The sequence below is a fragment of the Nocardioides sp. genome (assembly GCF_030149505.1).
Taxonomy (GTDB): Bacteria; Actinomycetota; Actinomycetes; order Propionibacteriales; family Nocardioidaceae; genus Nocardioides.
Map to the genome: position 1 here is coordinate 32,113 of NZ_JASBRN010000035.1, position 25,883 is coordinate 57,995.

Genomic DNA, 25,883 nt, shown 5'->3' on the forward strand with positions numbered 1-25,883 from the left:
GGCCGGAGAGACCTTCATCGAACCTTCATCGAGATCGGCTCTGCCTCGGTGGTCAGGCGCTGAGGTTGCTGCGGATCTCGTCGAGCAGGTCCTGGGGTGCCAGCCACATGGAGGGGTATTCGCCGTACCAGCGCTGTCGGCCCTGCCTGTCGATGAGCACGAAGCTGTGCCCGGGCAGTCCGGCATGCATGCCTTTGCCGAGGGTTCCGTAGGCCTCGGAGACCGTGCCGTCGTCGAGCAGGAACGGTGTGGTGACTCCGCTGGCGGTCATGTCGGCGGTGATCTGCTCGCGGGTGTTCATCACGATCGGCAGCACGGTGACGTCGAGCTTCTGGAAGGCTGCCGCTTGCTTCTCGATCTCGCCCATCTGGACGATGCAGGACTGGCACCCGGCGCCCTCGGAGAAGTACAGGAGCACGTTCTCGCCGCGGTGTTGAGCCAGGGTGTGTTCGGAGCCGCCGGTGTCGGTGAGGGTGAATTCGGGGGCGGTGCGGATCGCGTCGGAGGACTCGGGGCGCGAGGTGAGCATCATGGCTGTCACCGCGGCGACCAGAGCCAATGCACTGGCCGTGCCGATCATGATGCGCAGGCGGCGGCGACGACCGGATGCCCGCGCGGCCTGTTCCGCGCACTGACGGCGTTCGTTACGGGATTGCTCGGCGGCCTTGTGCGACATGATGTTTCCTCCAGGGTCCGGGTCAGCTGTGGTTGTCGGGGTGGGCGCCGACGCCCGGGCCGTGGCAGGCGGGATCCTCGTCGGGCTCCGCGTCGGTCGATGCGTCCGGTCGTTGTCGGTCACGCAGCGTGGCGATGACGAAGACTGCGGCGAGGGCCAGCACGGCGAGTCCGAGCACCGGCTCGGGGACCGGGTCGGTCCAGGTCTCGATGCGGGCGAGGACCTCGGACAGCCCCTTGCCGATGGAGACCTGGAATCCGGGGCCACCGGTCATCTGGCCGGTGTTGGCCAGGTAGATGACGAAGCCACCCATGACCGTGAACGCGACGCAACACGGTGCGAACAGGGCGACGCCTCCGGCGAAGAACGCGGCGAGGACCGAGCCAGTTGTCAGCAGGTCACCCATGGTTGGCCCCCCTCGCCGCGGAGGCGGTGCTCGGTGCGTCGCCGTACCTGCTCTTGAGGAGCTTCTCCAGTTTGCGTCGTGGCAGACGTCCGCTGCTGAAGAAGGTGCCGTCGAGGAGAACCAGGGGGCTCATCGGCGCGCGGTGGCGTGCCATCAGCGCCTGGCCGGCCTCGCTGCGCACAGCTACCGTGTCGACCGCGAGCGGGTAGCTGGCTGCCAGCGTCGCAAGCGCCCGCTGGGCGTCCTCGCAGAAGTGGCAGGCCTCGTTGTCCACGACGGTGATCCGGAGCGGCTCGAATGCCGGCGTGGGTGATGACATGGCTTCCCCTCGTGCGCGCTGGTTCGACACGGTCCAGCGTCGACGGGGTGCTCGGGGAAAAGTGGCGAGGTGGTGTGAAGGTTCGCTGAAGATGCCCGGCGATTGGCCCCGGATGTCCGGGCCCGAAGGCCCTACCGGAGGCCAGGTAGCCGTACCGTGAACGTGGCCCCGAGTCCGGGTCCGGCGCTGGTCACCGAGATACCGCCGCCATGTGCCTCGACGAGGGCGCGGGCGATGGCCAGCCCGATGCCTGAGCCGCCATGGCCACGGTCGCGGGCGGAGTCGGCACGGTAGAACCGGTCGAACAGGTGCGGCAGGTGCTCGGCTGCCACCCCCTGGCCGGTGTCGGCGACGCGGTACTCCACCCACTGGTCGATCCGTCGGCAGCCCAGGGTCACGGTCCCGCCCGCCGGAGTGTGGCGCAGGGCGTTGTCGAGCAGGTTGCCGAGCACCTGTCCGAACCGGTCGGCGTCGACGCGGACCTGGCCGGCATCGGCGAGCTCGGTGCGCAGGTCTACCCCCTTGGCGGCGTACCGGTCGCGGGCGACGTCGGCGGCCGCGGCAGCCACGTCAGCGGCGGCCATCGGTCGCAGCGTCACGTCGATCCCCTCCTCTGCCTGGGAGACGGCGGACATGTCCTCGGCGAGGCGCCGCAGGCGGCCCGTCGAGCCGCGGATCACCCCGAGCGTGTCGTCGTCCAGGGCTCGGATGCCGTCCTCGACGGCCTCGAGGTGCGCGTCGATCGTGGCCAGGGGCGTGCGCATCTCGTGGGCCAGGTCGGCCAGCATGCTGCGTCGAGTCGACTCGGTCGCTTCGAGCCTCTCCGCGAGGCGGTTGTAGGTCAGTGCGAGGGAGGCGAACTCGCCGCCCAGTCCCGGGTCGGGCACCCGGGCGTCGTACCGTCCGGCGGCGATGTCCGCTGCGGCGGCGGCCACGTTGCCGATCGAGCGCTGCACCCGCCGGCTGAAGTACCACGAGACCGCCAACGCCGCGAGGACCGAGGCGAGCAGCGCCAGAGAGACCGAAAGGACCAGCGCCGAGGCGAAGGCCTCCTCCACGTGACGAGTCTCCTCGGCGGTGTGGGTGTCACCGGCCTGCTGGAGGTGGTCGCTGAAGATGCTGGGTCCGACGACGGAGGCGACCAACCAAGTGGTCAGGGCGCCGGCCACCAGCACCAGGGCCTGGGCGACCAGGAGCCGAGTGGCGAACCGCGGCCGGGCACGGACCGTGTCCGCCAGGAGTGGGGGGCTGGTCACTGCCCTGTGCCCATCCGGTAGCCGACGCCACGGACGGTCCGGATGAATCGGGCCTGAGTGGCGTCGTCGTCCAGCTTGCGGCGCAGGTGGCCGACGTGCACGTCGACCAGGTGCTCGTCACCGACCCACGAGGGTCCCCAGACGGCGTCGATGAGCTGGCGGCGGCTGAACGCCATCCTGGGCCGCTCGGTCAGGGCGGCGAGGAGGTCGAACTCGGTGCGCGTGAGCGCCACGGGCTCGCCGTCGAGCCACACGTCGCGTCCCAGCGGGTGGATGACGAGCGGACCGAAGGCGCGGGCACCTTCCAAGGCATCGGACGAGGTTCCTGATGGGCGGGGCCTGCGGAGCATGGCCTGGATTCGGGCCATCAGGATCCGGGGGCTGAACGGTTTGGTCAGGTAGTCATCAGCCCCCACCGAGAGCCCGATGAGCGTGTCGACCTCTTCGCTGCGTGCGGTCAGCATCACCACGTAGGCATCGGAGAAGGTGCGCAGCTGCCGACAGACCTCCACCCCGTCCAGGCTGGGCAGACCCAGGTCCAGCACGACGACGTCCGGGTCGACGGCGCGGGCGGCCTCCACCGCCTCGAGCCCGTCATGGACCACCGCCACCTCGAAGCCGTCGCGCTCGAGGTAGCTGCCGATGAGTCCGGCCAGCTGCGTCTCGTCTTCGACCACCATCGCCCGGAGACCGGTTCGGGGGCGGCCACCCGCGGCACCCCCTGCCGGTGAGCCGGCCTTCTCGTCCATGACGTCCTCGCCCATACCCGCCATGGTCTCAGTCCGCTGCCCGGCCAGCCGTAGGTCAGCACCGGCGAGGGCACGTTCTTCAGCGGACCTTCACATGAACGCGACCGGGACGCAGTGGTGTCCGGGCAATCGTGGGAGTCACCAAGCCAAGCGAAGGAGCTGAGGACGATGATGGGCTGGTACCACGACGGCATGGGTTGGGGCGGTTGGATCATCATGACCGTGGCCATGGTCGCGTTCTGGGCGCTGGTGGTCTTTGCCGTTCTCGCCCTGTTCCGCACGCAGCGCCCCGGTGGGTCCACCCCGGACCGCCGCGACCCGATGCAGATCCTCGACGAGCGGTTCGCCCGAGGCGAGATCGACGAAGACGAGTACCACGCCCGCAGCAGTGTGCTGCGTGCCTCGGTGCACTAGCCGCTCGCCCCTTCCCGCCTCGCACATCTCGCCTCTCGCCGAACCTGAGTCAGGAGCCCCCACTTGTCCGAGATCACTCGTCGCGCCGTCCTTCGCGGGGCCGCCGGGCTCGCAGGCGTGGCCGCCCTCGGCGGCCTCGCCGCTTGCAATCGGTCCACTGGTACAGCGGTCGGGCCCGCCGCCGACGCGGTAGCAGCGGCGGAGGCGGCGCGCCGGAAGCCCGGAGCTCGGGTGGTCACCGCGCGCCTCACGGCCCAGCCGGTGACCCTCGACCTGGGTGGCCAGACCGTGAGCACGTGGGCGTACGGCGACACCGCGCCGGGACCGCTGCTCCGCGTCGACGCCGGAGACGTGCTCCGGGTCGACGTCGCCAACCAGCTCCCGGACGCCACGAGCGTGCACTGGCACGGCCTCGCACTGCGCAACGACATGGACGGCGTGCCCGGACTCACCCAGGATCCGATCGCCGCGGGAGAGACGTTCCGCTACGAGTTCACCGCACCTCACCCGGGCACGTACTTCTACCACCCGCACTCCGGAGTTCAGCTGGACCGCGGCCTGTACGGCGTCCTGGTCGTCGACGACCCTCAGGAGCCCGGTGAGTACGACGCCGAGTGGATCGTCGTCCTGGACGACTGGGTCGACGGGACGGGCCGCACCCCGGACCAGGTCCTTTCCGACCTGCAGCAAGCCGGCGGCGACGACTCCATGGGCGGCATGCACGACATGGGCGGCACGGGCATGGAGGGGATGGACCACGGCTCGATGGGCTCTATGGGTGGGATGGAGGTCATGCGGTCGCCCCTGCTCGGTGGTGCCGGGGATATCACCTACCCGTACTACCTGCTCAACGGCCGGACAGCCGCCGATCCGGCCACGCTGTCGGCGAAGCCGGGTCAACGCGTTCGGATCCGCTTCGTCAACGCCGGCTCGGACACGGCGTTCCGGGTCGCCGTCGGTGGGCACCGCATGACCGTCACGCACAGCGACGGCTTCCCCGTCGTGCCGGTGCCCACCGACGCGCTACTGATCGGGATGGGCGAGCGCTTCGACGCCACCGTCACCATCGGCGACGGCGTGTTCGCGCTGGTTGCCTCGGCCGAGGGCAAACAAGGCCAGGCGCTGGCCGTGATCCGCACCGGCGCCGGTCGCCCGCCCGCGGCTGACGTCAAGGTCCGCGAGCTGTCGGGCAAGGTACTGCTCGGCACGGCGCTGTCGGCGGTCGAGTCGGCCCGCCTGGACCGACGGTCGGCCGACCGAACCCACGACCTGGTCCTGGGCGGCACCATGGCGCCCTACCGCTGGACCATCAACGGCAAGACCTTCCCCGACACCGACCCGTTGCGGTTGATTCAGGGTGAGCGGGTCCGGCTGCGCTTCGTCAACCAGTCGATGATGTTCCACCCCATGCACGTGCACGGCCACACCTTCGCGCTGAGGGGCGGCGGAGCCCGCAAGGACACGGTCATCGTGCGCCCCATGGCGACCCTCGACGTCGACCTCGAAGCCGACAACCCAGGACAGTGGGCGACCCACTGCCACAACATTTACCACGCCGAGACCGGCATGATGTCCACGCTTTCCTACCAGGCACAGGAGTGACGATGTCCGACCACCACGCTGTCGCCGGGGAGGTAGCGGACGACCGCCTCGACGAGTCCCGCGCCCAAGCAGCTGCCGACGAGGCTCCGCAGAGCCGGGGCGTCCTGGCCACCGCCTGGAGTGCGGTGACCGCTGTGGTGGGCGGCATCATGGGCCTGCTCCCCCACCTGCTGCACCACGTCGGGCTCCTCGGCGGAGCGGTACTGGTGACCGGCGCCACCGGCAACGTCCTGTTCGCCGTGCTGGGATTGGTGTTCTCCCTGCCCCTGCTTCGGCGCCTCTACCGGCGCTTCGACTCCTGGAAGGCGCCCGCCCTCGCATTGGGTGTGTTCGCGCTGATGTTCTCGCTCTCGGCGTTCGTCATCGGCCCGGCCATCAGCAACGACGATCCGAGTCCGGACCGGGACCGCACCCCCATGCAGACCCCCGACCCTGACGAGCACGAGGGTCACCACGACTGACGAGCCCTCACGACAACGGCACGAGTCACCGAGGAGGTCCCCATGGACACCGCAGTGGCCCTGGTGCAGGCCTACCTGCACGTCAATGGCTACTTCACCGTCGTCGAGCACCCGGTCCTGGAGAGTCTGCGCGCCGGCCAGGTGCGCACCGTCACCGATCTCGACGTCCTGGCCTATCGCCTACCCGGTGCCGGCCACGACCTGATCCACCGGCGCTCAGGAACCGGTCCCCAGCGCCTGAGCTCCGAGGTTGACCCGGCCCTCGGCGCGCCGACTGGTCGAGCCGACATGATCGTGGGCGAGGTCAAGGAAGGTCGTGCGCGACTGAACCCTGCTCTGCGCGACACGGCGACACTAGAGGTCGCGCTCGCGCGCTTCGGGTGCTGCCCCGCCCAGGAGGCCCGAGACGTCTCGCGTCGGTTGCTCGACCACGGCCGCGCAGCCACGAGGGCCGGGCATGAGATCCGGGTGGTGGCCTTCGGCGGCACACCGGGCCAGGTAGAACCTCATGGTCCGTGGACGACCGTGCCCATGAACCACGTCGTGGAGTACCTCCAGGCCTATCTCCACGCACACTGGCAGGTGCTGCGCCACGCGCAGATCCACGACGAGGGACTCGCTGTCCTCGCGCTGATGGAGAAGTGGGGGCTCGGCCACGATGCTTCGGATCACCTCCCCGTCCCGTAAGGAGGCGCGTCATGGCCGAGTGCGAGTGCGACCAGCCACATGTACCCCGCCGGGTTGTGCTCACCGGCGGGCCGGGTGCGGGCAAGACGGCCGTCCTGGAACTCGTGCGCCGTTCCCTGTGCCGACACGTCAGGATCCTGCCGGAGTCGGCAGGGGTCGTTTTCGGTGGCGGGTTCCCACGCGACGACGACGCGGAGTGTCGACGCGCGGCGCAACGGGCGATCTTCCACGTTCAGAAGGAACTCGAGGCGACCGGGGACGCTCACAATCCGGCAATCGTGCTGTGCGACCGCGGCACGGTCGACGGGATCGCGTACTGGCCCGGGCCACCGGATGACTTCTGGGCCTCGACGGCCACCACGATGGACACCGAGCTGCGTCGGTACGACGCAGTGTTGCATCTGCGCACGCCCACCGCCGACCAGGGGTACAACCACCAGAACCCGCTGCGGATCGAGTCGGCGCTCAGTGCGGCCGATGTCGACGCCCGCATCCTGGAGGCCTGGCAGCGCCACCCCCATCGCCACGTCATCCCATCCACCGGCGACTTCCTCGAGAAGGCGACCCGAACCCTGGACCTGCTGCGAGAAGAGCTCCCTGCCTGCTGCGCCAGCCACCTGGACCTCAACGCCGCACCCACCCTCCCTCCCACCTGACATGTGGCCGCCGCGGTGACTCGCCGCCCTTCAGCCCCTCCGAGCACTTCGACGCCACGTGGTTCTTCAGCGAACCTTCACAAGACGGCGCCGGTCACCTTCACCCCGCGGCGAGACCCTCGAAGTGGACCGAGGAGACCAGCGGTCCACCGAAGTTGGAGGAAGTCATGAGTAACCGTTGGAGCATCAACATCACCCCCGCCGAACGCGTCGCTCGCGTCGCCATCGGCGGTCTCGCCGCGATCGCCGGCGCGTTCCTGCTGGGCGGCGCCGCCTCCACCTTGGCGGTCGTCCTCGAGCTGCTACTCGTACTGGCAGGCCTCGACCTGGTCGTCACCGGAGCGCTCGGACACTGCCCGCTCTACGCCAAGCTCGGCCACGTGCCCGCATCCCTGAAGGGTAGGACGTCATGAGCACGCCGAACGGCATGGACCGCGAATCCCTCAGGAACTCTCGGCAATTGCCCTACCAGCCAGAGTCCTCGACACCGACCGAGACCCACCACGCCGGACAGGAGCCAGACGGCGGCACCCACGGAGCGCACGGTGGTCACGGGCTGATGATGATCGTCTGCTGCATCCCGATGCTCGCCATCGCCGGTCTGCTCTTCCTCACCGGCGTTGCAGGTTCCGGCATCATCGTCACCGCCCTGCTGTGCACCGCGATGATGGCGGCCATGATGTTCGCCATGCCCGGCGGACACGGCGGGCACGGCGGTCACGGCCACAAGTAGCACGAACGTCGAGCCACGCTCGGCAAACGGAAGTGAGCCGACATGAAGGCCAGGGTTGAAGCCTCGGTCCCGGTCACCCGCCGGTTTCTCACGACGCGTCCGGTGCGCACCGCCGCCGGAGCCGCCGGGATCGGGCTCGCCCTGATGCTCATGCTGCTGCTGGCCGGACTCTGGGTCGGCGTCCAGGACCGCGTCACCACCTACGACGACCACCTCGGTGCCGACCTGGTCGTCGTCCCGGCCGGAACGCGCAACCTCTTCGCCGACCCCGGCGCTCTGCCGGCGCCGGCCGTGGACGCCATCGCCCAGGCCCCTGGCGTGACACGAGCCGCGCCGCTGCGCACGATGTATCAGATCCTCGAGCTGTCGCACGGCAAGGCTGCCGTGGCCGCGGTCGCCTACGAACCCGGCAGCGGGCTCGGTGGCCCCTGGGCCTTCACCGATGGCCGTGCCCCCGACGCCCCCGACGAGGTGGCCATCGATGCCTTGTGGGCCGAACAACACGACTTTGCCATCGGCGATCGGCTGCCCATTCTCGGACACCCGATGCGGGTGGTCGGCCTCACCGACGACACCGCACTGTTCATGACCCCCCTGCTGTTCACCACCACGGCCGGGATGGACCAGATGCTGCGGGCTACCGGCACCACCGGAGCGGTGCTGGTCACGACCGCGGACCCCGATGCCGTGTCAGCGCAGCTGCGTGACGAGGGGTACACCGTGCGCACTCCTGCCGAACTGCGGGAGGCGTCCCTGCGACTGGCGACCGACATCTACGGCTCGCCGGTACGGCTCATGGTGGGCGTGGCCTTCGCAGCCGGCACCCTGATCGTCGCGCTCGTGGCCTACACCCGGGTCACCGAACAACAGCGGGACCTGGGCGTCCTCAAGGCCCTCGGCGCCACGCCCGGCCGGCTTCGCCGAATCGCGGTGACCGAGACCGTGGCACTGACGGTGCTCGGCACACTGGCCGCGATCGTCCTGCTGATCATCACCCGGGAAGTCCTCGCCTGGTGGCGACCCGCATTCCCGGTGCTGCTCACCTCCGGCACCATCGCCCAGACCGCCGCCGCAGCGGTCACGATGGCACTACTCGCCGCATGGCTACCGGCACGCCGACTCAACCGGCTCGACGCAGCTTCCGCATTCCGGAGCGGACGATGACCACCACCACGCAACCAACTCCGCCGCGATCCGATCACCCACGACGCGCCCTCGCGACAGGAGCCGTGCCCGTGGGGCGCCGCTTCCTGTTCGCCGACCGCCGCCGCGCCACGCTGACCGTCCTCGGCGTGGCCGCCTCCCTGCTACTGGTCCTCGTCCTCGGCGGCATCTTCGCCGGGGCCGTCGACCGCGTCACCTACTACATCCGCACCTCCCCGGCCGACGTGTTCGTCTCCCAGGCCGGGGTCCGCACCATGCACATGTCCGCCTCGACGCTCCCCGCGGACACCCCCGAGCGCGTCGCCGACATACCGGGAGTTGCCTGGGCCGCACCGATCGCGTTCGCCTCCGGCTCGGTAGCCGGACCACAGGGCCGGCAGCTGTCCTACCTCATCGGCTACGACACCCGCACCCGCCGGGGCGACCCCACACGCCTTGTGGCCGGCCGCACACCGGCCGCCGGCGAGGCCGTCCTGGACGAGCAGGCAGCCAAACAGCTCGGAGTCCAGGTCGGCGACCAGTTCACGGTCATGGGCTCGTCCCTGCGCGCTGTCGGCTTCTCCACCGGCGGCAGCAGCATCACCAACACCACCGTCTTCGTCGAGCTCAGCGAGTTCGGCCGGATCCACGACGACCGCGTTTCGTACGTCCTCACCGGGCTGGACCCAGGCGCCGACCCAGAAGCGGTCACGGACCGGATCGAGGCCGAAGTCGGTGGCGTCACGGCCCAGACCCGCGAGCAGTTCGCCGACTCCGAAGCCCGCATCGTCACCGATATGAGCGCTGACCTGCTCCGGCTGATGTCCTCCATCGGGCTCGTCATCGCGCTCGCCGTCATCGCCCTGGGACTGATGACGGCCACCTTGAACAGGCTGCGGGACTTCGCCGTCCTCAAGGCTCTCGGCGCCCGCACACCTCGGCTCGCGGCAGCGGTGGCGATGCAGGTGCTGCTCACCGTCGTACTCGCCTCCACCGTCGCCACCACAGCCGCGCTGGGGCTGGCGTGGTTGCTGCCACTCGCCGCTCCAGCGGTCCAGATCTCCATCACCACCGCCGCCGTCGCACAGACCACCACCACAGCGCTCCTGGTCGGCCTCATCGCCGCCCTGTGGCCGCTGCGCCGCATTGCCGCGCTCGACGCGGCAACCGCCTTCCGGGAGACACGATGAATACCAACGCCCCCACCACCTCCGGCAATGCCTCGGTCCCCGACCCAGTGCTCCGGTCACCGGGCAACAACAGGCCCCACGGTGAATCGACCAGGTCCGGGGTGCTGACCGTTCGAGGGCTCACGAAGACGTACGGGGCGGGCGAGACCGCCGTGGATGCCGTGCGAGCAGTCGACCTCGACCTCGCCGCCGGGGAAGTGCTCCTCGTGATGGGGCCGTCCGGATCGGGCAAGACCACCTTGCTGCTGATGCTCGGCGCACTGCTGCGTCCGAGCGCAGGCTCCATCACCGTCACCAGCCGTGACGGCGTCGACGTGGACATCGCCGCGGCGCGTGAGAAGGAGCTCCCTGTGCTGCGGTCGCGCACCTTCGGGTTCATCTTCCAGGACTACGCCCTCTTGGACGCACTCACGGCCACCGAGAACATCGCAGTTGCCGCCAATCTCGCCGGCACCACCGGATCCGCCGCCCGCCACCGCGCCACCCAGCTGCTCGAGCGCGTCGGCCTTGCCCACCGGGCAGCGGCGCGGCCCTCCCAGATGTCCGGCGGCGAACAACAGCGCGTCGCAGTCGCACGCGCGCTCGCCAATGACCCACCCGTTCTGCTCGCGGACGAACCCACCGCCAACCTCGACGCCTCTCGCGGCCGAGACCTCGCCCGGCTGCTGCGCCAGCTCGCTGACGAGGACAGCCGCTCGATCGTCATCGTGAGCCACGACGATCGACTCCGAGAGATCGCCGACCGCGTGCTCTGGTTGGAGGACGGGCAGTTCCGCCACGTCGCCGCGCTTGCCGTCGATCCCGTCTGCCGCATGCAGGTCGAGCCGAACGGACCCCACGCGAGCTGGCGCGGCGAGCAGTGGTGGTTCTGCTCTGACGCCTGCCGACGGGAATTTGTCACCAAGCCCGAGCGATTCACCCCACGGCCAGCGTCCACCTAGGCCGTGCTGCCGCAGGGTCGGCAGTCGTCATCAGCGGACTTGCGCCCGGAACCGGAACGCGTCCCGTCGCGTGTCGGTCTCGACGAGACCGAACCCGGCAGCCTTCAGCCGTGCCGGCAGTTCCTCCGGGTCGACCAAGGTGCAGGTGTCGCCGATGTGTGCCAGCGCGAACAGCGGACCCCACCGGCTGTCCGAGCCCGCCAACCTGCCGTTCGGGCGCAGGACCCGGCCGGCTTCGGCGTACAGGCGATCCTACGCCGCCGCCGTGGGCAGGTGATGCAGCATCGTGAAGCAGACCACCGCGTCGAACGAGCCTGACGCGAATGGAAGCGCCGTCGCGTCACCATGTCGCACGTCCACCCCCGGGTGTCTTCGTGCGAGCGCCGTGGCATCGGCTGCGTCGTAATCCAGGCACGTCAGCGATCCCACCTGCTGCACCAGCCAGTCTGTGGTCAGTCCCGGGCCCGGCCCGAGCTCCAGGACGGACGCTCGCTCGAGGGAGATGCCGTCCAACGCCCATGGCAGCAGCGCTCTTACCTGGGCGCGCCAGATCCGGGTGGCTATGCCGGCCATGGCGTTGATCTCCACAGGCCTGACCGCCGGGATCCTCGGGGTCACGCTTGGCGCTGCGCTGCTGCTCGGGACAGCGATCTGCCCCACCGACCCGGTCCTCGCCTCCAGCGTGGTCACCGGCAAGCCCGCAGAGGAGGACCTACCGGCCCGTGCCCGGCAGATCCTCTCGCTGGAGTCAGGCGCCAACGACGGACTGGCACTGCCGTTCGTGCTGGCCGCGGTCGCGCTTGTTGGACCGATGAGTGCTGGACAGGCAGCTGCGGACGCTCTCTGGCAGGTACTGGGCGCTGTCGCTCTCGGTGTGCTCGCCGGCTGGCTCGGCGGGCGCGCACTGCGCGCCGGGGAGGCACACGGGGCGACAGCCCACGGCCCGATGCTGCTCTTCACCGTCTTGCTCGCCCTGCTCGTACTGGGACTCTCCGGGGTGCTCCATCTCGACGGCGTGCTCGCGGCGTTCGTCGCGGGGCTCGCCTTCAACCTGACCAGCACCGGCAGCGAGCGTACGGCGGAGGTCGAGATCGACGAGGCGGTCAATCGGTTCGCCGTCCTGCCGATGTTCGTGCTGCTGGGCGCCACCCTCCCCTGGACCGTCTGGGGCGAGCTCGGGTGGACGGCGATCGCACTCGCTCTCGCCGTGCTCCTGCTCCGTCGACTCCCCGTGCTGCTCCTGCTCAAACGACCGCTGAACCTGGGCTGGCCCGACGGGCTGTACCTGGGGTGGTTCGGGCCGGTCGGTGTCTCGGCCGTGTTCTACCTGACGCTCGAGGCGGAAGAGCTCGGCCTCCCTGAGACTGTCATGGCCGCCGGGATCATGGTGGTGGTCGTGAGCACCGTGGCCCATGGCGTGACCTCCTCGGCCGGCCGGCTGCTCTACCGACGCCTCACGGGCCAGACCCCGACCGGACAGCCAATGCTCGAGGGTTGACCCTCCGCCACGTGGCCGGCGGTTCCCCACCTGGGGATACCCGTCACATCGAGACGACACTCCAGAGGACGCCTGCGCCTATGCCGAACAAGAGGCTGAGAGCCGCGGTCACCACCGCCGTCGTCGCCGACCAAGCACGAGGAACGAACGCTGCTGGCAGGGTCCGCGCGGGGGGTTCCCCTCGGCCGTAGACGGACGCGATCCACCGAAGGTAGTAGAAGAGACTGACCACGGTGTTGACGAACACCAGCACGGCCAGCCAGGCCAGCCCGCCGTCCCAGGCGGCGGCGGTGGTGGTGAGCTTGCCGGCGAAGACGACGGTCGGCGGGGTGCCGACGAGGCCGAGCAGCGCCACCACCAGGGATGCACCAAGCCATGGCCGGGCTCGGCCCATGCCGCGGTAGGAGTCGAGGTCGCGCCGGTCGGGGAAGGCGGTCGTCACTGCGAATGCCGCAAGGTTGGTGACGGTATAGCCGGCGAGGTAGAGCAGCAGGGCGGGCAGGGCCAGGTCGCTGCGCCCGGCGACCGCGACCGGCACGAGCAGGTAGCCGACCTGGCTGACCGTGGACCAGCCGAGCAGGCGCCGGGGGTCGCTCTGCCAGTAGGCGGCGAAGTTGCCGAGCGTCATGCTGGCGACCGCGAGGACGGCGACCAGCAGCGGCCAGGCGAGGGTGTCGGGGAGCATGGCGATGAGTCGGTAAGCGGCGACCATCGCGCCGATCTTGGGCACGGTGGTGAGGAAGGCCGCGACCGCCCCGCCCGCACCCTCGGCGGCATCGGGGACCCAGAAGTGCCCCGGGACGCCGCCGGCCTTGAACATCAAGCCACCCAGCACCGCCACGACGCCCGCCGCGACCACGCCCTGTGGCGCCTCAGCAAGTCGGTCCGTGAGGTCGGCGTACGACGTGGTCGCGGAGACTCCGTACAGCAGCGTGACCCCGAGCAGCAGGAGGATGCCGAACAGGGCACCCAGCAGGTAGGTCTTCATGGCCGCCTCGGCTCCGCGGGGCGTGCGTGCGATGCCGATCAGGCCGTAGAGCGGGATGCTCGCGAGCAGGAACCCGACCACGACGACGAGCAGGTCGTCGGCGCCGGCGAGGACGAGCGTGCCGGTGGTCGAGAACAGGAAGAGTGCGTAGGTCTCGCTCTCCCGTGGCGAGCCGGCGATCTCGTCGGAGGCCAGCGCGAGGACGATCAGCGTGCCGACGACGGCGACGATCCGCGCCACTCCGGTGGCGGTGTCGACGGTGAAGGTGCCCTCCATCGCCGGCTGGGCCAGGCCGGGAAGGTCGACCGCGGCCAGGATGGCGGCGGCGACCAGCGCGACCGCGGCGATGACGCGGGTGACCCACTGGCGGGTCCGCGGGAGGAAGGACCCGCTGACCAGGACCGTGAGCCCGCCGAGGAACACCACGATCTCCGGCAGCAGCAGGAGTGGCCGCATGGCCATCTCGGAGCCCACGGGCCTACCTTCCGACGAGCTCGACGGCGACCTCGGCCGCAGGCTCGATCACGGCGAGCAGTGGTCGGGGGAACACTCCGATGAGAAGGGAGAGCACCAGCAGCGGGCCGACCGACCAGACCTCGGCGGCGCGCAGGTCGGTGAAGCCGACCGAGCGGCCGCGGGTCTCGCCGGTGAAGATCCGCTGCAGCGCGCGGAGGAACAGCGCCGCGGTGAGGAGGATGCCCACGAGCGCGATGGCCGTGACGGGGGCGGCGGCGATGCTGCCGGTGAAGATCTGGAACTCTGCGATGAAGCCGGACAGCCCGGGAAGGCCCAGAGAGGCGAAGGCGCCGACGGCGAAGAACGCGGCGAACCGCGGCGCGGGTCCGGCCAGGCCGCCGTAGGAGTCCATGTCGTAGGTCGCTGCGCGGTCCTGGAGGACGCCGGCGAGGAGGAACAGCGCACCGGTGATCAGTCCGTGGCTGACCATCTGCGTGACGGCGCCGGTGACCGCGATGGACCGGGCCTGCGCGGTGTCGTCGGCGATGAGCCCTGCGGCGCCGACGGCGAGGACGATGTAGCCCATGTGGTTCACCGACGTGTAGGCGACCATCCGCTTGACGTTCGTCTGGGCCAGGGCCACCAGGGCGCCGTACACGACAGACACGATGCCAACGACGATGATCACCCACGCCCAGTCCCGCCACGCCTCGGGCAGCATCGGCATCGCGATCCGCACGAACCCGTAGGTGCCCATCTTCAGCAGCACGCCCGCCAAGACCGCCGAGCCGATCGCCGGCGCGTCCGTGTGGGCCGGCGGCAGCCAGGTGTGGAACGGCACGGTCGGGGTCTTCACCGCCAGTCCGATCAGGATCGCGGCCAGCACCAGCCCACCGGCCAGCGACGACCCGGCGAACGGGGTCTGCTCGGCCAGCTCGACCATGTCGAAGGTGTGCGGGTCGGCGGCGATGTAGAGGCCGATGAAACCGACGAGCAGAGCCAGGGAGCCCAGAAACGTGTAGAGGAAGAACTTCATCGCTGACCGGGCGGCGTTGCCATGCCCCCAGCCGGCGATCACGAAGTACATGCCGACGATCGAGAGGTCGAAGAAGACGAAGAAGAGGATCAGGTCGGCGGCGACGAACAGGCCCATGCTGACGCTCTGCAGGAAGAGGAACAGCGCAGCCTGCAGACGCGGCCGGTCGGTCTCGCGCAGCGCGAAGATCGCGCAGGCGAGGAAGATCACCGCGGTCATCGCGACCAGCGGCAGGGACAACCCGTCGACGCCGAGGTGGTAGCTGCTGTTCACGCCGGGGATCCACTCGACCTGCTCCTCAAAGGCGAGTCGTCCGGCCGTGGGCGTCTCGTAGCGCAGCCACGCCGCGACCACGAGGGCGAGGTCGGCGGCTGCGACCGCGACCCAGGTCCACCGTGCGGCCGTGTCGCCGAGCCGCGGAAGCGCGAGCAGGGCCAGAGCGGCCGCCAGGGGCAGGAAGACGATCAGACTGAGCACGTTCACCTCACCGTGACGAGGAGCAGGACGCCGATCGCGAGCACCGCGACGGCCTGGATGTAGTACTGGTGCAGCTGGCCGGTCTGCGGACGACGTGCGAGCCGGCCGAGGCGGCGCAGCTGCGCAGCGAGCCCCTCGACCGCCCCATCGAACCACCGGTCGTCGTCCCGTGCCGCGCGAGCCGCGGTCCACAGCGACGCCCGGGACGTTGTCTCGACCGCACCGTCGAGCACTCGGTCGTCGAACGTCGCTGCCCGACGCGCCAGACCGAGCGCGGCCGCGGCGGACCCGGCCACGCCACGGTCCAGGACGCGGTCGTCGAAACGCGCCAGCGCCTCTGCCAGCGAGAGGCTCGGGCGGACGACGAGGGCCTGTGTTGCGCGCTCGAGACCCAGCCAGGCCAGGGCCCAGCCCGGTTCCGGCACGGGACGCCACCACACGAGCGCGAGCACCCCTAGTGCGATCACGACCGACGCGGCCATCTCCGCCCATGTCGGGTGGAGCGGCTCCTCGCCGAGAGCGCGCGCGACCGTGTCGCCGAACGGCGGCAGCGCAAGTACTCCGAGGACCACTGCGCCGAGCGCGAGTGCGACCAGCGGCGCCTGCTCCAGCATGCCGACGTGGCGGGTGCCCCGCTCCTCCTCGTCGAGATGCGACTCGACCTCGGCGTGCTCCCGCTCGCGAAGCGGTCGCCACAGGATCACCAGGATCTTGCCGGCGTAGGCCGCCGAGAGCGCGGCCGCGGCGAGACCGACGGCGTAGAGCCACGGTGAGTCCGCCAGCGCCGCGGCGAGGACCGCGTCCTTGGTAGCCCACAGCGCCAGCGGGGCGACGCCCGCGAGGGACAGCGCACCGGCAGTGGCGGCCCAGCCGACCAGCCGCCACCGCCGAGCCACGCCCCGCAGGCCGACGAGCTGCTTGGTGCCGAGCGCGGTGAGCCAGGCCCCGGCGGCGAGGAAGAGCAGCGCCTTGGTCGAGGCGTGGGCGACGAGGTGTGCCGCTCCCCCGCTCACCGAGGCCAGCCCGGCGCCCATGACCACGAACCCCAGCTGGGCGGACGTGGAGGCGGCAAGCAGTTGTTTGAGGTCCTGCTGCGCCACGGCGACCGCGCCGAGCAGCAGCGCGGTGAGCGCGCCCACCCAGGCAGCAGCCGGCGCGGCCCAGCCCGTCGAGGCCATCAGCGGCTCGGTGCGCAGCAGCAGGTAGCCGCCCATGGCGACCATGGCGGCGGAGTGCAGCAGCGCGCTGACCGGGCTCGGACCCTCCATCGCCCGCGACAGCCAGAACGAGAACGGCAGCTGCGCCGCCTTGCCGAGAGCTGCGACCAGGACACCCGCCGCGACGACGTGCCGCCACCCCTCACTGCTTGCGGGCAGGTCAGCCAGTGCCAGACCGGCTCCACCGGCGAGCGCTGCTCCGGCCGCGACGTACAGGCCGACGTCCGCCGTGCGCGTGGTCACGAACGCCGTGATGCCGGCGGAGACCCGGTGGTCGTCGCGCCACCAGAACCCGATCAGTGCGAACGACGTCGCGCCCATCACCTCCCAGGCGAACAGCAGCGCGGGCAGCGTCTCGGCAGTAGCCGTCAGGAGAGCGGCGGAGGCGAAGAGCAGCATGAGTCCGTGGAACCGGGCCTGTGACTCCCGGATCTCGCCGGCCGAGAACACGAGCACGAGCAGGCTCACGACCGCCACGGTCGGTGCGACCAAGGCCGACAGCGCATCGACCCCGAGGGCGAGATCGCTGCCGGCCATGAACGGGACCGACACCCTCGGCCGTTCGAGGGCAACCACCACCGACAGTGCGGCTGTGGTGAAGGCCGTGGCCAGCGACACGGCGGCCGCCGCCCGCTCGAGGCGGGAGAGGGCGAGGCCGCCTCCCACCACGGCGGGCAGCAGCACGAGCAGCCAGAGAGCAGTCTCGGACATGGACATGGTCACCCCGACAGGTCCGTGGCCATGTCGGTCATGTCGGCACCACGCTCACGATGCAGCAGCGTGGCGACCGCGAAGCCCATCGCCATCTCAACCGTCATCGCGGCGATGATCACCATGAGGAGGACCTGCCCGGTCGGGGCGGGAGCGAGGAACCACCAGACGCCGGCAGCGGCGAGGATGACAGCGTTGATCATGAGCTCAAGGCCCATCATCACCATCACCACCACCTGCTGGGAGATCGCGCCGTACAGCCCGACGCTGAAGATCGCCGCGGCGAGGAGCAGGGTCGCCTCCAAGGTCATCTGCCGACACCTCCGGGCTGGGGGTCGTCTGCGGGGCGCTGCTTCAGGTCATCGCCGAACCGGTCGTAGCGGGTGCGGTGCGCCGCGAGCACCACCCCGGCCACGATGGTGGCCACCATGACCGGACTGATCACGGCCATCACCAGCATCTTCGGGCCCATCAACGACTCCCCCAGCGCCATGGTGACGTCCGGCGGTGGACTGCCCCGGCGGGTGGGCCAGTCGACCATCAGGACGCCCGTCGCGAGCGCCAGGAACGTGGTCAGGGCGACGGCGATGGCGGTCTTGTTGCTGTGCACCATGCTCATCGGCATCAGAGCGGGGTTCATCCCCATGAACATGACCATGTAGACGGCCATGATCGCCATCTCCATGACCATCATCAGGATCGTCACCACGCCGACGTAGTTCTGCTGCAGGAAGAGCACCTGCATGCCGACCGCGACGAAGGACAGGGCGAGGGCGTACGTCGCTCGAGCCATCGAATCGACGTAGAAGACCGCGGCGCCGCCGAGCACCGCGACGAGCCCGATCCCCCAGAAGGCGATGTCGGTGAGCACGTTCACGACCTCCAGACGGCGATGACGGCGACGACCAGGTCCTGCAGCAGCACGGCCGGGAGCAGCAGCATCCAGCCCACCTCCATGAACTTGTCGGGGCGGAAGGCCGGCAGCCGCCGCCGCAGCCAGACCAGGACCGCGAGCAGGGCAACGGTCTTCACCAACACCCAGGCCCAGCCCGGCAGCAGCGGACCGGCGCCGCCGCCGAGGAACATCGGAACCGCGAACGCGGCGCCGGCGGCCAGCAGCGCGTATCGCCCCGCCTCGAACACCAACCGGTCCACGCCCGACAGTTCCGCCCGTGCGCCACCGGAGACGTCCGTGCCGATCGCCGGGGCGAAAGGCCCCCACACGGAGAAGGCCGCGACCCCGAGCAGGTAGACCAGGAACGCCACCGGCATCCAGACAGCGAACCAGAGGCCCTCCTGGGCCGCCGCGACCGCGCCCACGTTCAGGGTCTCCGCGGCGATCGCCGGAGCGACCAGGGCGAACATCAACGGAAGCTCGTAGCCCAGTCCGTGCGCCAGGAACCGGTAGCCGCCGACCAGCGAGTGTGCCGAGTTCGCACCCCACCCGGTCAACCACACCAGCGCCCAGACCATCACGTCCATGGCGTTGAACCACATGACGCCCACGTCGAGGTCGAAGATGGTCCACTCCCCCAACGGCACGACCGTCACCATCAGCGCCGCCGTCACCAGCAGCCCGGCCCCCCCGATGCGCCACAGCAGGCGGTCGGCTTCGACGGTGGTACGACGTCGCTGCCGCATCAGCCGGGCCGCCTCACCGAACGGCCGGACCGGCCCGCCCATCTTCCCGCCCGGGCCGCCCCGCGCACGCGCGGCGAGGGCACCGTCCAGCACGGCAGCGGTCACGGCCAGCGCGCCCAGGATCCCCAACGCGACGATCGCCCAGCCGGGTGCAACGGTGGTGATCGGCGAGTCGGTCATTGAGGTCGGGTCATCCATGGGACACCTCGTGCTCCGCCTGTCCGGCGAGCAGCTCGTGGATGTCGAGGCTGGCGAGGACCAGTCGCGCCGTGGCGAGATCAAGACCCATGACCAGATGTGCCAGGTGGTCGGTCGAGAGTGTGCGGCCGGCGTCGTTCGTCCGAGTGCCGATGTCACCGGCGGCGGTCGCGGCAACACCGGCGACCGCCCGGTCCAACATGCCCATCAGCCGGTCGTAGGTGTCACCGACCGCGTCGGCCGGCAACCTCCGGGCGTGGGCCTCCTTGTCGCTCAGCCGCCTGACGCCTCGCAGCGACCAGCGCAACGTCCACGAACGACGGACCCTCCGGCGCAGACGCTCGAGCTCCGACCCCGCCGCCCCCTCTCCGGACTCCAGGGCGGTGTCGCGGATCCTTCGGGCCTCTGCCGCGGCGTCGTCCCACCCCGCCAACGCCAGCAGCGAGGCGATGTTGTCGATGCCGCGGGCCGGCCCGACAACGTCGTCATCCTGGCGGGCACGCCCGTCGACGAGCTCGGCCTGTGCCTCGACAATGACATCGCCCTGAAGCGAGCAGTGCAACACCAAACCGGCCGGCCAGTCCCGCAGCACAGGCCCGAGACGCACCTGTAAGACGTCCATCTCGAGCCCATCTCGGTCCTCGCCGCCCTCCGCGAGAGGGATGCCTCCCGGTGACATCTCCATGTCGCCGTGGTCCATGCCCTCGTGGCCGCCGTGGTCCATGCCCTCATGGCTGCCGTGCTCCATGCCCTCATGGCTGCCGTGGTCCATGCCCTCGTGGCCCTCGTGGTCCATGCCTTCGTGGCCGCCGGCTGAACCGTGGTCCGTGTCTCCATGGCCACCATGACTCTCGGCTCGAGATCCGGCCTGCTCGGCGAGGAGTTCGGAGGCGGTGGGACGCTGCTGCGCGTCACGGCGGTGGCGGTGGGTGTCGAGCAGGCCGGTGTGTGCTTCGTCCAGTCGAGCACCCACCTCGTCGCCCGCGTGCACGTGAACGCGCACCCGAGGTCCCGGCATCTGGTGCCAGATGCCCTCGATCGCCTCCGCGAGCCCCGGCCCGGGTTCGCCGCACACGACGAGCACGTCGGCGTCCGCGGGTGAGATGGCGAGGCGCCATCCACGGGCGGCCACGTTGCGCTCCGCCGCCACTCGCGTGCGCCACGAGCCCGGCACCTCGACGACCAGAGCGTGAGCGTGCCGGGAAGCGCTCCGTGCGATCGCGTCACTCAGACCCAACGCAGTGCCCCCTCCCGCCATGCCCAGAGCACGGCGACGAACAAGGCGGCCAAGAAGAGGAACATCTCGACGACCGCGGTCACGCCGACCTGTGCGACGACGACCGCCCAGGGATACATGAACAGCATCTCGACGTCGAAGGCGAGGAAGAGCAGCGTCGCGAGGTACCAGCGCACGTGGTATCGCGACAGTGCGTGCTGCTCGGGGGCCCAGCCCGACTCGAACGGAAGCACGATTAGCGAGTCCGGCGCTACGGCGGTGAGCCTGTTCAGCGCGTACAGCCCGAGCACGAGCACCCCGACCGCGCTCGCCATCACGACAACCCCTGCGTACATGACTCTCCTCTCGCGTTCAGATCCTCGCCACTGGCTGGCTATGGACGGCAATCCGTGCTCAGCGGCTCGCCTCGAAGTCCGGGACGGGGCGCTGCTTGGCCTCTTCCACGGTGGTGGCGGCACCGTTCTTCTCGATGTCCTCGATCAGCCACTTCATCTCGGCGATCTCGATGCGCTGAGCCTTGATGATCTCGTCGGCCAGCTTGCGCACACGCACGTCTTCGATCTCGGACCGCTCGCTGGTGAGGATCGCGATCGAGTGGTGCGGGATCATGCCCTTCATGTAGGACTCGTCCTGCACGAAGGTCTGCGACCGGGACAGCCACAACGCAGAACCCCCCATCACGAGCGCGGCCACGATGATGGCGACGTTGACCTCGACGTTCTTGTACATCATCCCCCACATGAAGCCGAGCATGATGAGCGCCATCGCCGACCCCATGAGGATGGCCATGTAGACCCGCTCCTCGCTGAACGTCATGTGCGACCAGGTGAACGCGCGTTGGTGTAGGTGAGCAGGAACATCGTCACCGTCGACGTGCTGATCATGGCCGCGAAGATGAGGTACATCTTGCGCTCGTGCTTCGTGTGCTGCTCGTGCTCGGAGGACTGGTTCTTCTCGGACTTCGTGGTCATGCTGGGACTCCTCTCATCCGGGGTACGCATCCGCATCGCCGGTTGTGGCACCAGTGCTTGTCGTCGGCGATCCGGCGGAGTGGTTCCGTCTGTGCCTACTGGTCGCTGTCGCCTCGGAGCTGACGGAGACGGTCCTGGTACTCCTCGTCGGTGAGCTCGCCCCGGGCGTAGCGCTCGTCGAGGAGCTCTTGCGCTCGAGTTCTCCCGGTCCCTGGTCCAGGCGGTGGCGCGCCGCCACTGCTGCGATTCGTGCCTCCGCCGCTGCCGCGAATCAGCAGCACAACGACGAGGACGAGGACCAGGATCATGATCGGCCAGATGAACCACATCCAGCCCATGCCCCCTCCGTTGCCGTACATGCGTCTCACCCCTCTTCCGATTCTGGAGCCCCGAGGGCTCCGTTCTGTTGGCCGGCGGCCCGCTCTACGCGGCGACCCGCCGACGTGGTCAATTGGCCAGGACGGTGCCCGTCATTCCCCGGTCCTCGTGGTCGAGGATGTGACAGTGGTAGACGGTCCGACCGCCGCCGAAGTCCTCCCTACGTCCCCGGGATAGGCCTTGAGCATCTCCCGATGTGTCACTGATCCTCCTACTTGGTCGCGATCGGAGACGCCGCTCGCATGCGGCGCGGACGCCGGCGGCATCCTTCGAGCAGTACCCACCACGTTCCAGTTCACCCGTACGACTGCACGGATGTTCGGGGTGTTCGCGGTCTGCCACGAAGGCCGTTGAACAGGAGCCCACAGGGCCAGGGGCATGGCAAACCCATGGCAGTACTCGACGTCAGTCAGCACTCGACGTCAGCCTCGCGTGGTGAGGGGGTGACTGGAGGTCATGCAGACCCATTCGACGCAACTGCAACTCTGCGGCGACTCGGCCTGCATCGAGCGAACGTGCGGGTTTGAACGGCACGCTCCGCGGCCGCCGAGATCCAGGAATTGCCTCCACGTACGCGCCTCCTACCCTGGAGATCAGGCGCAGCATCAGCGCCATCACGAGCGCGGCACGCCTGTACGGGTGTGAGAGTCGGGGGGAGAGAGACACGCGTCGCGCACAGTCTGAGGGCGGCGGTCGAACCAGCGCCCCCAGAACCGACTCCACTTGGTCTCCGAACACATGGGCCGACACGAGCAGGCAGGGCGTACCGCGTCTCGACCGTGCGCACAGCAACCTCCCAAAGCCACCTGTTACGACGTCACTGCGATGCACGTTCCAGAAGAGACCCTGTGCTTCGCGGGCTGTCCGACCGAGTGGTGGGCGCCCGAAACGGGGAAGACTCGGGCGCCCAAGTTGAGTCCCCGATAGTGGTGTAGCGCGGTCGCCGAGATCGTCACCGGTGTGTACGGATGACGAAGCAGCGGCCACCGCGTGATCCTTCGAGCGAACCTCTCACAGCACTCTCGAACGGAGTCATCACGATGACCGCTCCTCACATTGTCGACCCTGCACGCCTGCTTGGTGAAGCCCTCGCCGAAGCGTCGCCGGATCTGATGCGCTCGCTGTTGCAGACGATGATCAACGCCCTGCTGTGCGCGGATGCCGACGCCGTGGTCGGCGCCGAGTACGGCCGCCCCACCCCGGGCCGGACAGCGCAGCGCAACGGCTACCGCCACCGTGACCTCGACACCCGCGTCGGCACCATCGACGTCGCGATCCCCAAGCTCCGCAAGGGCACCTACTTCCCCGAGTGGCTGCTCGAGCGCCGCAAGCGAGCAGAGACCGCGCTGATCACCGTGGTCGCCGACTGCTACCTCGCCGGGGTGTCCACGCGGCGGATGGACAAGCTGGTCAAGACCCTCGGCATCGACTCGCTGTCGAAGTCGCAAGTCTCCCGAATGGCCGCCGAGCTCGACGAGCACGTCGAGCAGTTCCGCCACCGTCCCCTCGATGCCGCTGGCCCGTTCACGTTCGTTGCAGCTGATGCGCTGACGATGAAGGTCCGCGAGGGCGGACGGGTGATCAACGCCGCGGTGTTGCTGGCCACCGGCGTGAACGGCGACGGGCACCGTGAGGTCCTGGGGATGCGCGTAGCCACATCCGAGACCGGTGCGGCGTGGAACGAGTTCTTCGCCGACCTGGTCGCCCGCGGCCTGTCCGGGGTACGGCTCGTGACCAGCGACGCCCACCCCGGTCTGGTCGAGGCGGTCGCAGCCAACCTGGCTGGCGCGGCCTGGCAACGCTGCCGCACCCACTACGCAGCGAACCTCATGGCCGTGACGCCGAAGTCGATGTGGCCGGCGGTCAAAGCGATGCTGCACAGCGTCTACGACCAGCCCGACGCCACAGCCGTGCACGCCCAGTTCGACCGACTCCTGGACTACGTCGCCGAGAAGCTCCCCGCGGTCCACGACCACCTCGACGGCGCCCGCGCCGACATCCTCGCCTTCACCGGCTTCCCCAAGGACGTGTGGACCCAGATCTGGTCCAACAACCCCGCCGAGCGACTCAATCGCGAGATCCGCCGCCGCACCGACGCCGTCGGGATCTTCCCCACCCGCGAGGCCATCGTCCGCCTGGTCGGAGCAGTCCTGGCCGAGCAGACCGACGAATGGGCCGAAGGACGCCGCTACCTCGGACTCGAGGTCCTCGCGCGCTGCCGCGTCAACATCGTCCCCACCACCAACACCGAGATCGGAGCCGACGACCTACCAGCACTGACCGCCTAAACGACCCCCTTCGAAGGAACGCAGCGCTACACCACTACCGGGGACTTGACCCCAACAGCCTGGGTCTACTTGGTCTCGGCCGCTGCACGCCAGGGTCTGCGACGAGGTGAGACGACCTGATTCGAACTGATTCCTGACGAGAAGTTCGGTCCCCACATACAGCGCTTCTGCCGACAAATTGCCGACAGATAGCTCCGAAGACGACCAGAGGCCGCCTCCGGATGACTCCGAAAACGGCCTCTGACCTGGTGTTTTACTTTGTAGCGGGGGCAGGATTTGAACCTGCGACCTCTGGACTCACGGTGCGATGGCGACTGTTGTTCGTCGCCGCTTGCTGGCTTTTGACAGGTTGGGCGCTGACCTGCGCAAACGCTCCCGCTGGGGTGGCTACATCGCTCGCTCGTTGTGATCCCACTTGACCTGGCTAGACCCTTTGCGCTCACGTTTTCGGGACATAAACGCGGCGTGGCTCGAATCTCATTCAACCTGGTCGACGAGAACGCCAGGTGCAGTTTCAGGATCTCCCGAGCGATCGCCTCGACAACTCGCTGCTTGGTTGTGGGCAGAAGCCCGCGAGCGACCGTTCCGGGCGACGAAGGACTAGCTCTGCTGCACAGACCCGGCGCTGAGACCACCTCCGACCGGGGCGAACTGCTCATGAGACGCTACTGATGCCAGACGTATTTCTTTACCAAGGCTCGCACAGGTCTGGTGCCGACTGCGGTCGGCGCAGCGGGTGAGACCGTTCAGCGGACCTGCAGCACGATGCGCTGCTCGGGCTCCAGGCGCAGGTCAGCCGGGTCGCCTTCCACAGGCGTGCCATCACTGGTGACCTGCAGGACGCCGTTGTCGACGCGTACGCCGCCGATCTGGGCGGGGGTCAGCTTGACACCCCACTGCGTGAACAGCTGCCCGAGTGTGAAGACCTCCCCGACGGTGTCAGCCTCGATGTGGATCGTGCCGTCCGTCTCGTGCGTGTGAACGGCGGACATGGCACCGGTGGCGGGATCCACACCAATGTTGGCCGGGACCTGGACCTGTTGGCCGTCGATGATGATCTGCAGGTTTGGGTGGTAGTGCTCAGCCGTGCCCATTGGTCCGAGGTCGAGGCCTGCGGCGGCAACGCGAGCGGGGACGTCAGCGACGGGCGCCGGCCAAGGCGGCATAGAACGGCCGTCTGCGGTCACGGTTTCGGCGTTTCCTTGCTGCGAGCTCGACGGGGCTGTCGTCTCGTCGGCTGGGTCACTGCCGCAACCTGAGATGAGCCCAGCCGTGAAAGTAGCCCAGGCAGCCGCTGTCAGGAGGCGGAGAAGGGACCGGTGCCGGGCGTTCGTCAAGGGGTGTCCTGGGAGCTTGCTGGGGGTCGGTGGTGCGAGGCCGAGGCTAACGGTTGCCGCAAAGCGTCCGATGCCCGGGGGTGTCAGATGGTCTGTGTAAGCGGTCGGTCCTGAAGGAGGACCAAGATGACCGCTGTGACCACTGAGAACGATGAGGCTGACGTGACGACGACAGGCACCGGTGAGCGGCCGAGCCGTGCTGCTGCTCGTCGCGTCG

The 25,883-nt window shown here is 69.3% G+C and carries 30 protein-coding genes; 12 read left to right on the forward strand and 18 right to left on the reverse strand.

Annotated elements, in window-relative coordinates; translation table 11 throughout:
* Positions 1-52 precede the first annotated feature (52 nt).
* From Q1V71_RS06460 to Q1V71_RS06480, 5 genes are all read right to left on the reverse strand, one after another.
* Positions 53-676: a peroxiredoxin gene (locus tag Q1V71_RS06460; protein WP_300641914.1), complete on the reverse strand. Its 624-nt coding sequence runs from the start codon at positions 674-676 to the stop codon at positions 53-55.
* 22 nt (positions 677-698) lie between these two features.
* Positions 699-1,082: a hypothetical protein gene (locus Q1V71_RS06465; RefSeq protein WP_300641916.1), complete on the reverse strand. Its 384-nt coding sequence runs from the start codon at positions 1,080-1,082 to the stop codon at positions 699-701.
* Positions 1,075-1,401 carry a hypothetical protein gene (locus tag Q1V71_RS06470; RefSeq protein WP_051707258.1) on the reverse strand — a complete coding sequence of 109 codons (327 nt, stop codon included), beginning with the start codon at positions 1,399-1,401 and terminating at the stop codon, positions 1,075-1,077. The genes Q1V71_RS06465 and Q1V71_RS06470 overlap by 8 nt, the downstream gene beginning before the upstream one ends.
* Before the next feature lie 131 nt (positions 1,402-1,532).
* Positions 1,533-2,657, reverse strand: coding sequence for a cell wall metabolism sensor histidine kinase WalK (locus Q1V71_RS06475; protein WP_300641921.1), 1,125 nt, complete (start codon positions 2,655-2,657; stop codon positions 1,533-1,535).
* On the reverse strand, positions 2,654-3,337 hold the full coding sequence (locus tag Q1V71_RS06480) for a response regulator transcription factor (protein ID WP_300641982.1): 684 nt from the start codon (positions 3,335-3,337) through the stop codon (positions 2,654-2,656). Before Q1V71_RS06480 ends, Q1V71_RS06475 begins: the two co-directional genes overlap by 4 nt.
* Before the next feature lie 237 nt (positions 3,338-3,574).
* On the opposite strand from Q1V71_RS06480, the gene Q1V71_RS06485 reads away from it, so the two are divergent.
* From Q1V71_RS06485 to Q1V71_RS06530, 10 genes are all read left to right on the forward strand, one after another.
* Positions 3,575-3,820, forward strand: a complete 246-nt coding sequence (locus Q1V71_RS06485; protein WP_206051916.1) for an SHOCT domain-containing protein — start codon at positions 3,575-3,577, stop codon at positions 3,818-3,820.
* Positions 3,821-3,883: 63 nt separating this feature from the next.
* A complete protein-coding gene (locus Q1V71_RS06490; protein WP_300641925.1) occupies positions 3,884-5,422 on the forward strand; it encodes a multicopper oxidase family protein in 1,539 nt (512 codons plus the stop codon).
* Between the two features lie 2 nt (positions 5,423-5,424).
* Positions 5,425-5,883, forward strand: a complete 459-nt coding sequence (locus Q1V71_RS06495) for a hypothetical protein (RefSeq protein ID WP_300641927.1) — start codon at positions 5,425-5,427, stop codon at positions 5,881-5,883.
* Positions 5,884-5,937: 54 nt separating this feature from the next.
* Positions 5,938-6,570: a hypothetical protein gene (locus Q1V71_RS06500; protein WP_300641929.1), complete on the forward strand. Its 633-nt coding sequence runs from the start codon at positions 5,938-5,940 to the stop codon at positions 6,568-6,570.
* A gap of 11 nt (positions 6,571-6,581) precedes the next feature.
* The gene (locus tag Q1V71_RS06505; RefSeq protein WP_300641931.1) at positions 6,582-7,226 is read left to right on the forward strand and encodes an ATP-binding protein; all 645 of its coding nucleotides are present in this window, start codon (positions 6,582-6,584) and stop codon (positions 7,224-7,226) included.
* Between the two features lie 167 nt (positions 7,227-7,393).
* Positions 7,394-7,639, forward strand: a complete 246-nt coding sequence (locus tag Q1V71_RS06510; protein WP_030485949.1) for a YgaP-like transmembrane domain — start codon at positions 7,394-7,396, stop codon at positions 7,637-7,639.
* Positions 7,636-7,959, forward strand: a complete 324-nt coding sequence (locus tag Q1V71_RS06515; protein WP_300641935.1) for a hypothetical protein — start codon at positions 7,636-7,638, stop codon at positions 7,957-7,959. The genes Q1V71_RS06510 and Q1V71_RS06515 overlap by 4 nt, the downstream gene beginning before the upstream one ends.
* 102 nt (positions 7,960-8,061) lie before the next feature.
* Complete coding sequence (locus Q1V71_RS06520) at positions 8,062-9,123, forward strand: ABC transporter permease (RefSeq protein ID WP_300641937.1); 1,062 nt, start codon at positions 8,062-8,064, stop codon at positions 9,121-9,123.
* Positions 9,124-9,194: 71 nt separating this feature from the next.
* Positions 9,195-10,292 carry an ABC transporter permease gene (locus Q1V71_RS06525; RefSeq protein ID WP_300641940.1) on the forward strand — a complete coding sequence of 366 codons (1,098 nt, stop codon included), beginning with the start codon at positions 9,195-9,197 and terminating at the stop codon, positions 10,290-10,292.
* Positions 10,289-11,233, forward strand: coding sequence for an ATP-binding cassette domain-containing protein (locus Q1V71_RS06530; protein ID WP_300641942.1), 945 nt, complete (start codon positions 10,289-10,291; stop codon positions 11,231-11,233). The genes Q1V71_RS06525 and Q1V71_RS06530 overlap by 4 nt, the downstream gene beginning before the upstream one ends.
* A 252-nt stretch (positions 11,234-11,485) precedes the next feature.
* On the opposite strand, the gene Q1V71_RS06535 is transcribed toward Q1V71_RS06530, so the two are convergent.
* The gene (locus Q1V71_RS06535) at positions 11,486-11,821 is read right to left on the reverse strand and encodes a class I SAM-dependent methyltransferase (protein WP_300641945.1); all 336 of its coding nucleotides are present in this window, start codon (positions 11,819-11,821) and stop codon (positions 11,486-11,488) included.
* On the opposite strand from Q1V71_RS06535, the gene Q1V71_RS06540 reads away from it, so the two are divergent.
* Positions 11,805-12,731 carry a cation:proton antiporter gene (locus Q1V71_RS06540; RefSeq protein WP_300641948.1) on the forward strand — a complete coding sequence of 309 codons (927 nt, stop codon included), beginning with the start codon at positions 11,805-11,807 and terminating at the stop codon, positions 12,729-12,731. The two genes, Q1V71_RS06535 and Q1V71_RS06540, sit on opposite strands and share 17 nt — an antisense overlap.
* 43 nt (positions 12,732-12,774) lie before the next feature.
* On the opposite strand, the gene Q1V71_RS06545 is transcribed toward Q1V71_RS06540, so the two are convergent.
* The 11 genes from Q1V71_RS06545 to Q1V71_RS06595 form a co-directional block, all read right to left on the reverse strand.
* Complete coding sequence (locus Q1V71_RS06545; protein WP_300641950.1) at positions 12,775-14,193, reverse strand: proton-conducting transporter membrane subunit; 1,419 nt, start codon at positions 14,191-14,193, stop codon at positions 12,775-12,777.
* A gap of 4 nt (positions 14,194-14,197) precedes the next feature.
* On the reverse strand, positions 14,198-15,688 hold the full coding sequence (locus Q1V71_RS06550; RefSeq protein ID WP_300641953.1) for a NuoM family protein: 1,491 nt from the start codon (positions 15,686-15,688) through the stop codon (positions 14,198-14,200).
* A gap of 2 nt (positions 15,689-15,690) precedes the next feature.
* Complete coding sequence (locus Q1V71_RS06555) at positions 15,691-17,616, reverse strand: proton-conducting transporter membrane subunit (protein WP_300641956.1); 1,926 nt, start codon at positions 17,614-17,616, stop codon at positions 15,691-15,693.
* Between the two features lie 8 nt (positions 17,617-17,624).
* Entirely contained in the window at positions 17,625-17,927 is a 303-nt protein-coding gene (locus Q1V71_RS06560; RefSeq protein ID WP_300641959.1) for an NADH-quinone oxidoreductase subunit K, read from the reverse strand.
* On the reverse strand, positions 17,924-18,487 hold the full coding sequence (locus tag Q1V71_RS06565; RefSeq protein WP_300641962.1) for an NADH-quinone oxidoreductase subunit J: 564 nt from the start codon (positions 18,485-18,487) through the stop codon (positions 17,924-17,926). The genes Q1V71_RS06560 and Q1V71_RS06565 overlap by 4 nt, the downstream gene beginning before the upstream one ends.
* Before the next feature lie 2 nt (positions 18,488-18,489).
* Complete coding sequence (locus tag Q1V71_RS06570) at positions 18,490-19,455, reverse strand: NADH-quinone oxidoreductase subunit H (protein ID WP_292608315.1); 966 nt, start codon at positions 19,453-19,455, stop codon at positions 18,490-18,492.
* On the reverse strand, positions 19,448-20,587 hold the full coding sequence (locus Q1V71_RS06575) for a hypothetical protein (RefSeq protein ID WP_300641965.1): 1,140 nt from the start codon (positions 20,585-20,587) through the stop codon (positions 19,448-19,450). Before Q1V71_RS06575 ends, Q1V71_RS06570 begins: the two co-directional genes overlap by 8 nt.
* Positions 20,588-20,682: 95 nt before the next feature.
* Positions 20,683-21,027, reverse strand: a complete 345-nt coding sequence (locus Q1V71_RS06580) for an NADH-quinone oxidoreductase subunit A (protein ID WP_300389076.1) — start codon at positions 21,025-21,027, stop codon at positions 20,683-20,685.
* Positions 21,028-21,085: 58 nt separating this feature from the next.
* On the reverse strand, positions 21,086-21,508 hold the full coding sequence (locus tag Q1V71_RS06585) for a DUF305 domain-containing protein (RefSeq protein ID WP_300641967.1): 423 nt from the start codon (positions 21,506-21,508) through the stop codon (positions 21,086-21,088).
* The gene (locus Q1V71_RS06590) at positions 21,505-21,663 is read right to left on the reverse strand and encodes a hypothetical protein (protein ID WP_300641969.1); all 159 of its coding nucleotides are present in this window, start codon (positions 21,661-21,663) and stop codon (positions 21,505-21,507) included. Before Q1V71_RS06590 ends, Q1V71_RS06585 begins: the two co-directional genes overlap by 4 nt.
* Before the next feature lie 95 nt (positions 21,664-21,758).
* Positions 21,759-22,022, reverse strand: coding sequence for an SHOCT domain-containing protein (locus tag Q1V71_RS06595; RefSeq protein WP_300641971.1), 264 nt, complete (start codon positions 22,020-22,022; stop codon positions 21,759-21,761).
* A gap of 1,059 nt (positions 22,023-23,081) precedes the next feature.
* On the opposite strand from Q1V71_RS06595, the gene Q1V71_RS06600 reads away from it, so the two are divergent.
* Positions 23,082-24,329: an IS256 family transposase gene (locus Q1V71_RS06600; RefSeq protein WP_300641973.1), complete on the forward strand. Its 1,248-nt coding sequence runs from the start codon at positions 23,082-23,084 to the stop codon at positions 24,327-24,329.
* A gap of 746 nt (positions 24,330-25,075) precedes the next feature.
* Here the strand turns inward: Q1V71_RS06600 and Q1V71_RS06605 are convergent.
* Complete coding sequence (locus tag Q1V71_RS06605) at positions 25,076-25,423, reverse strand: hypothetical protein (RefSeq protein ID WP_300641976.1); 348 nt, start codon at positions 25,421-25,423, stop codon at positions 25,076-25,078.
* Positions 25,424-25,883 lie beyond the last annotated feature (460 nt).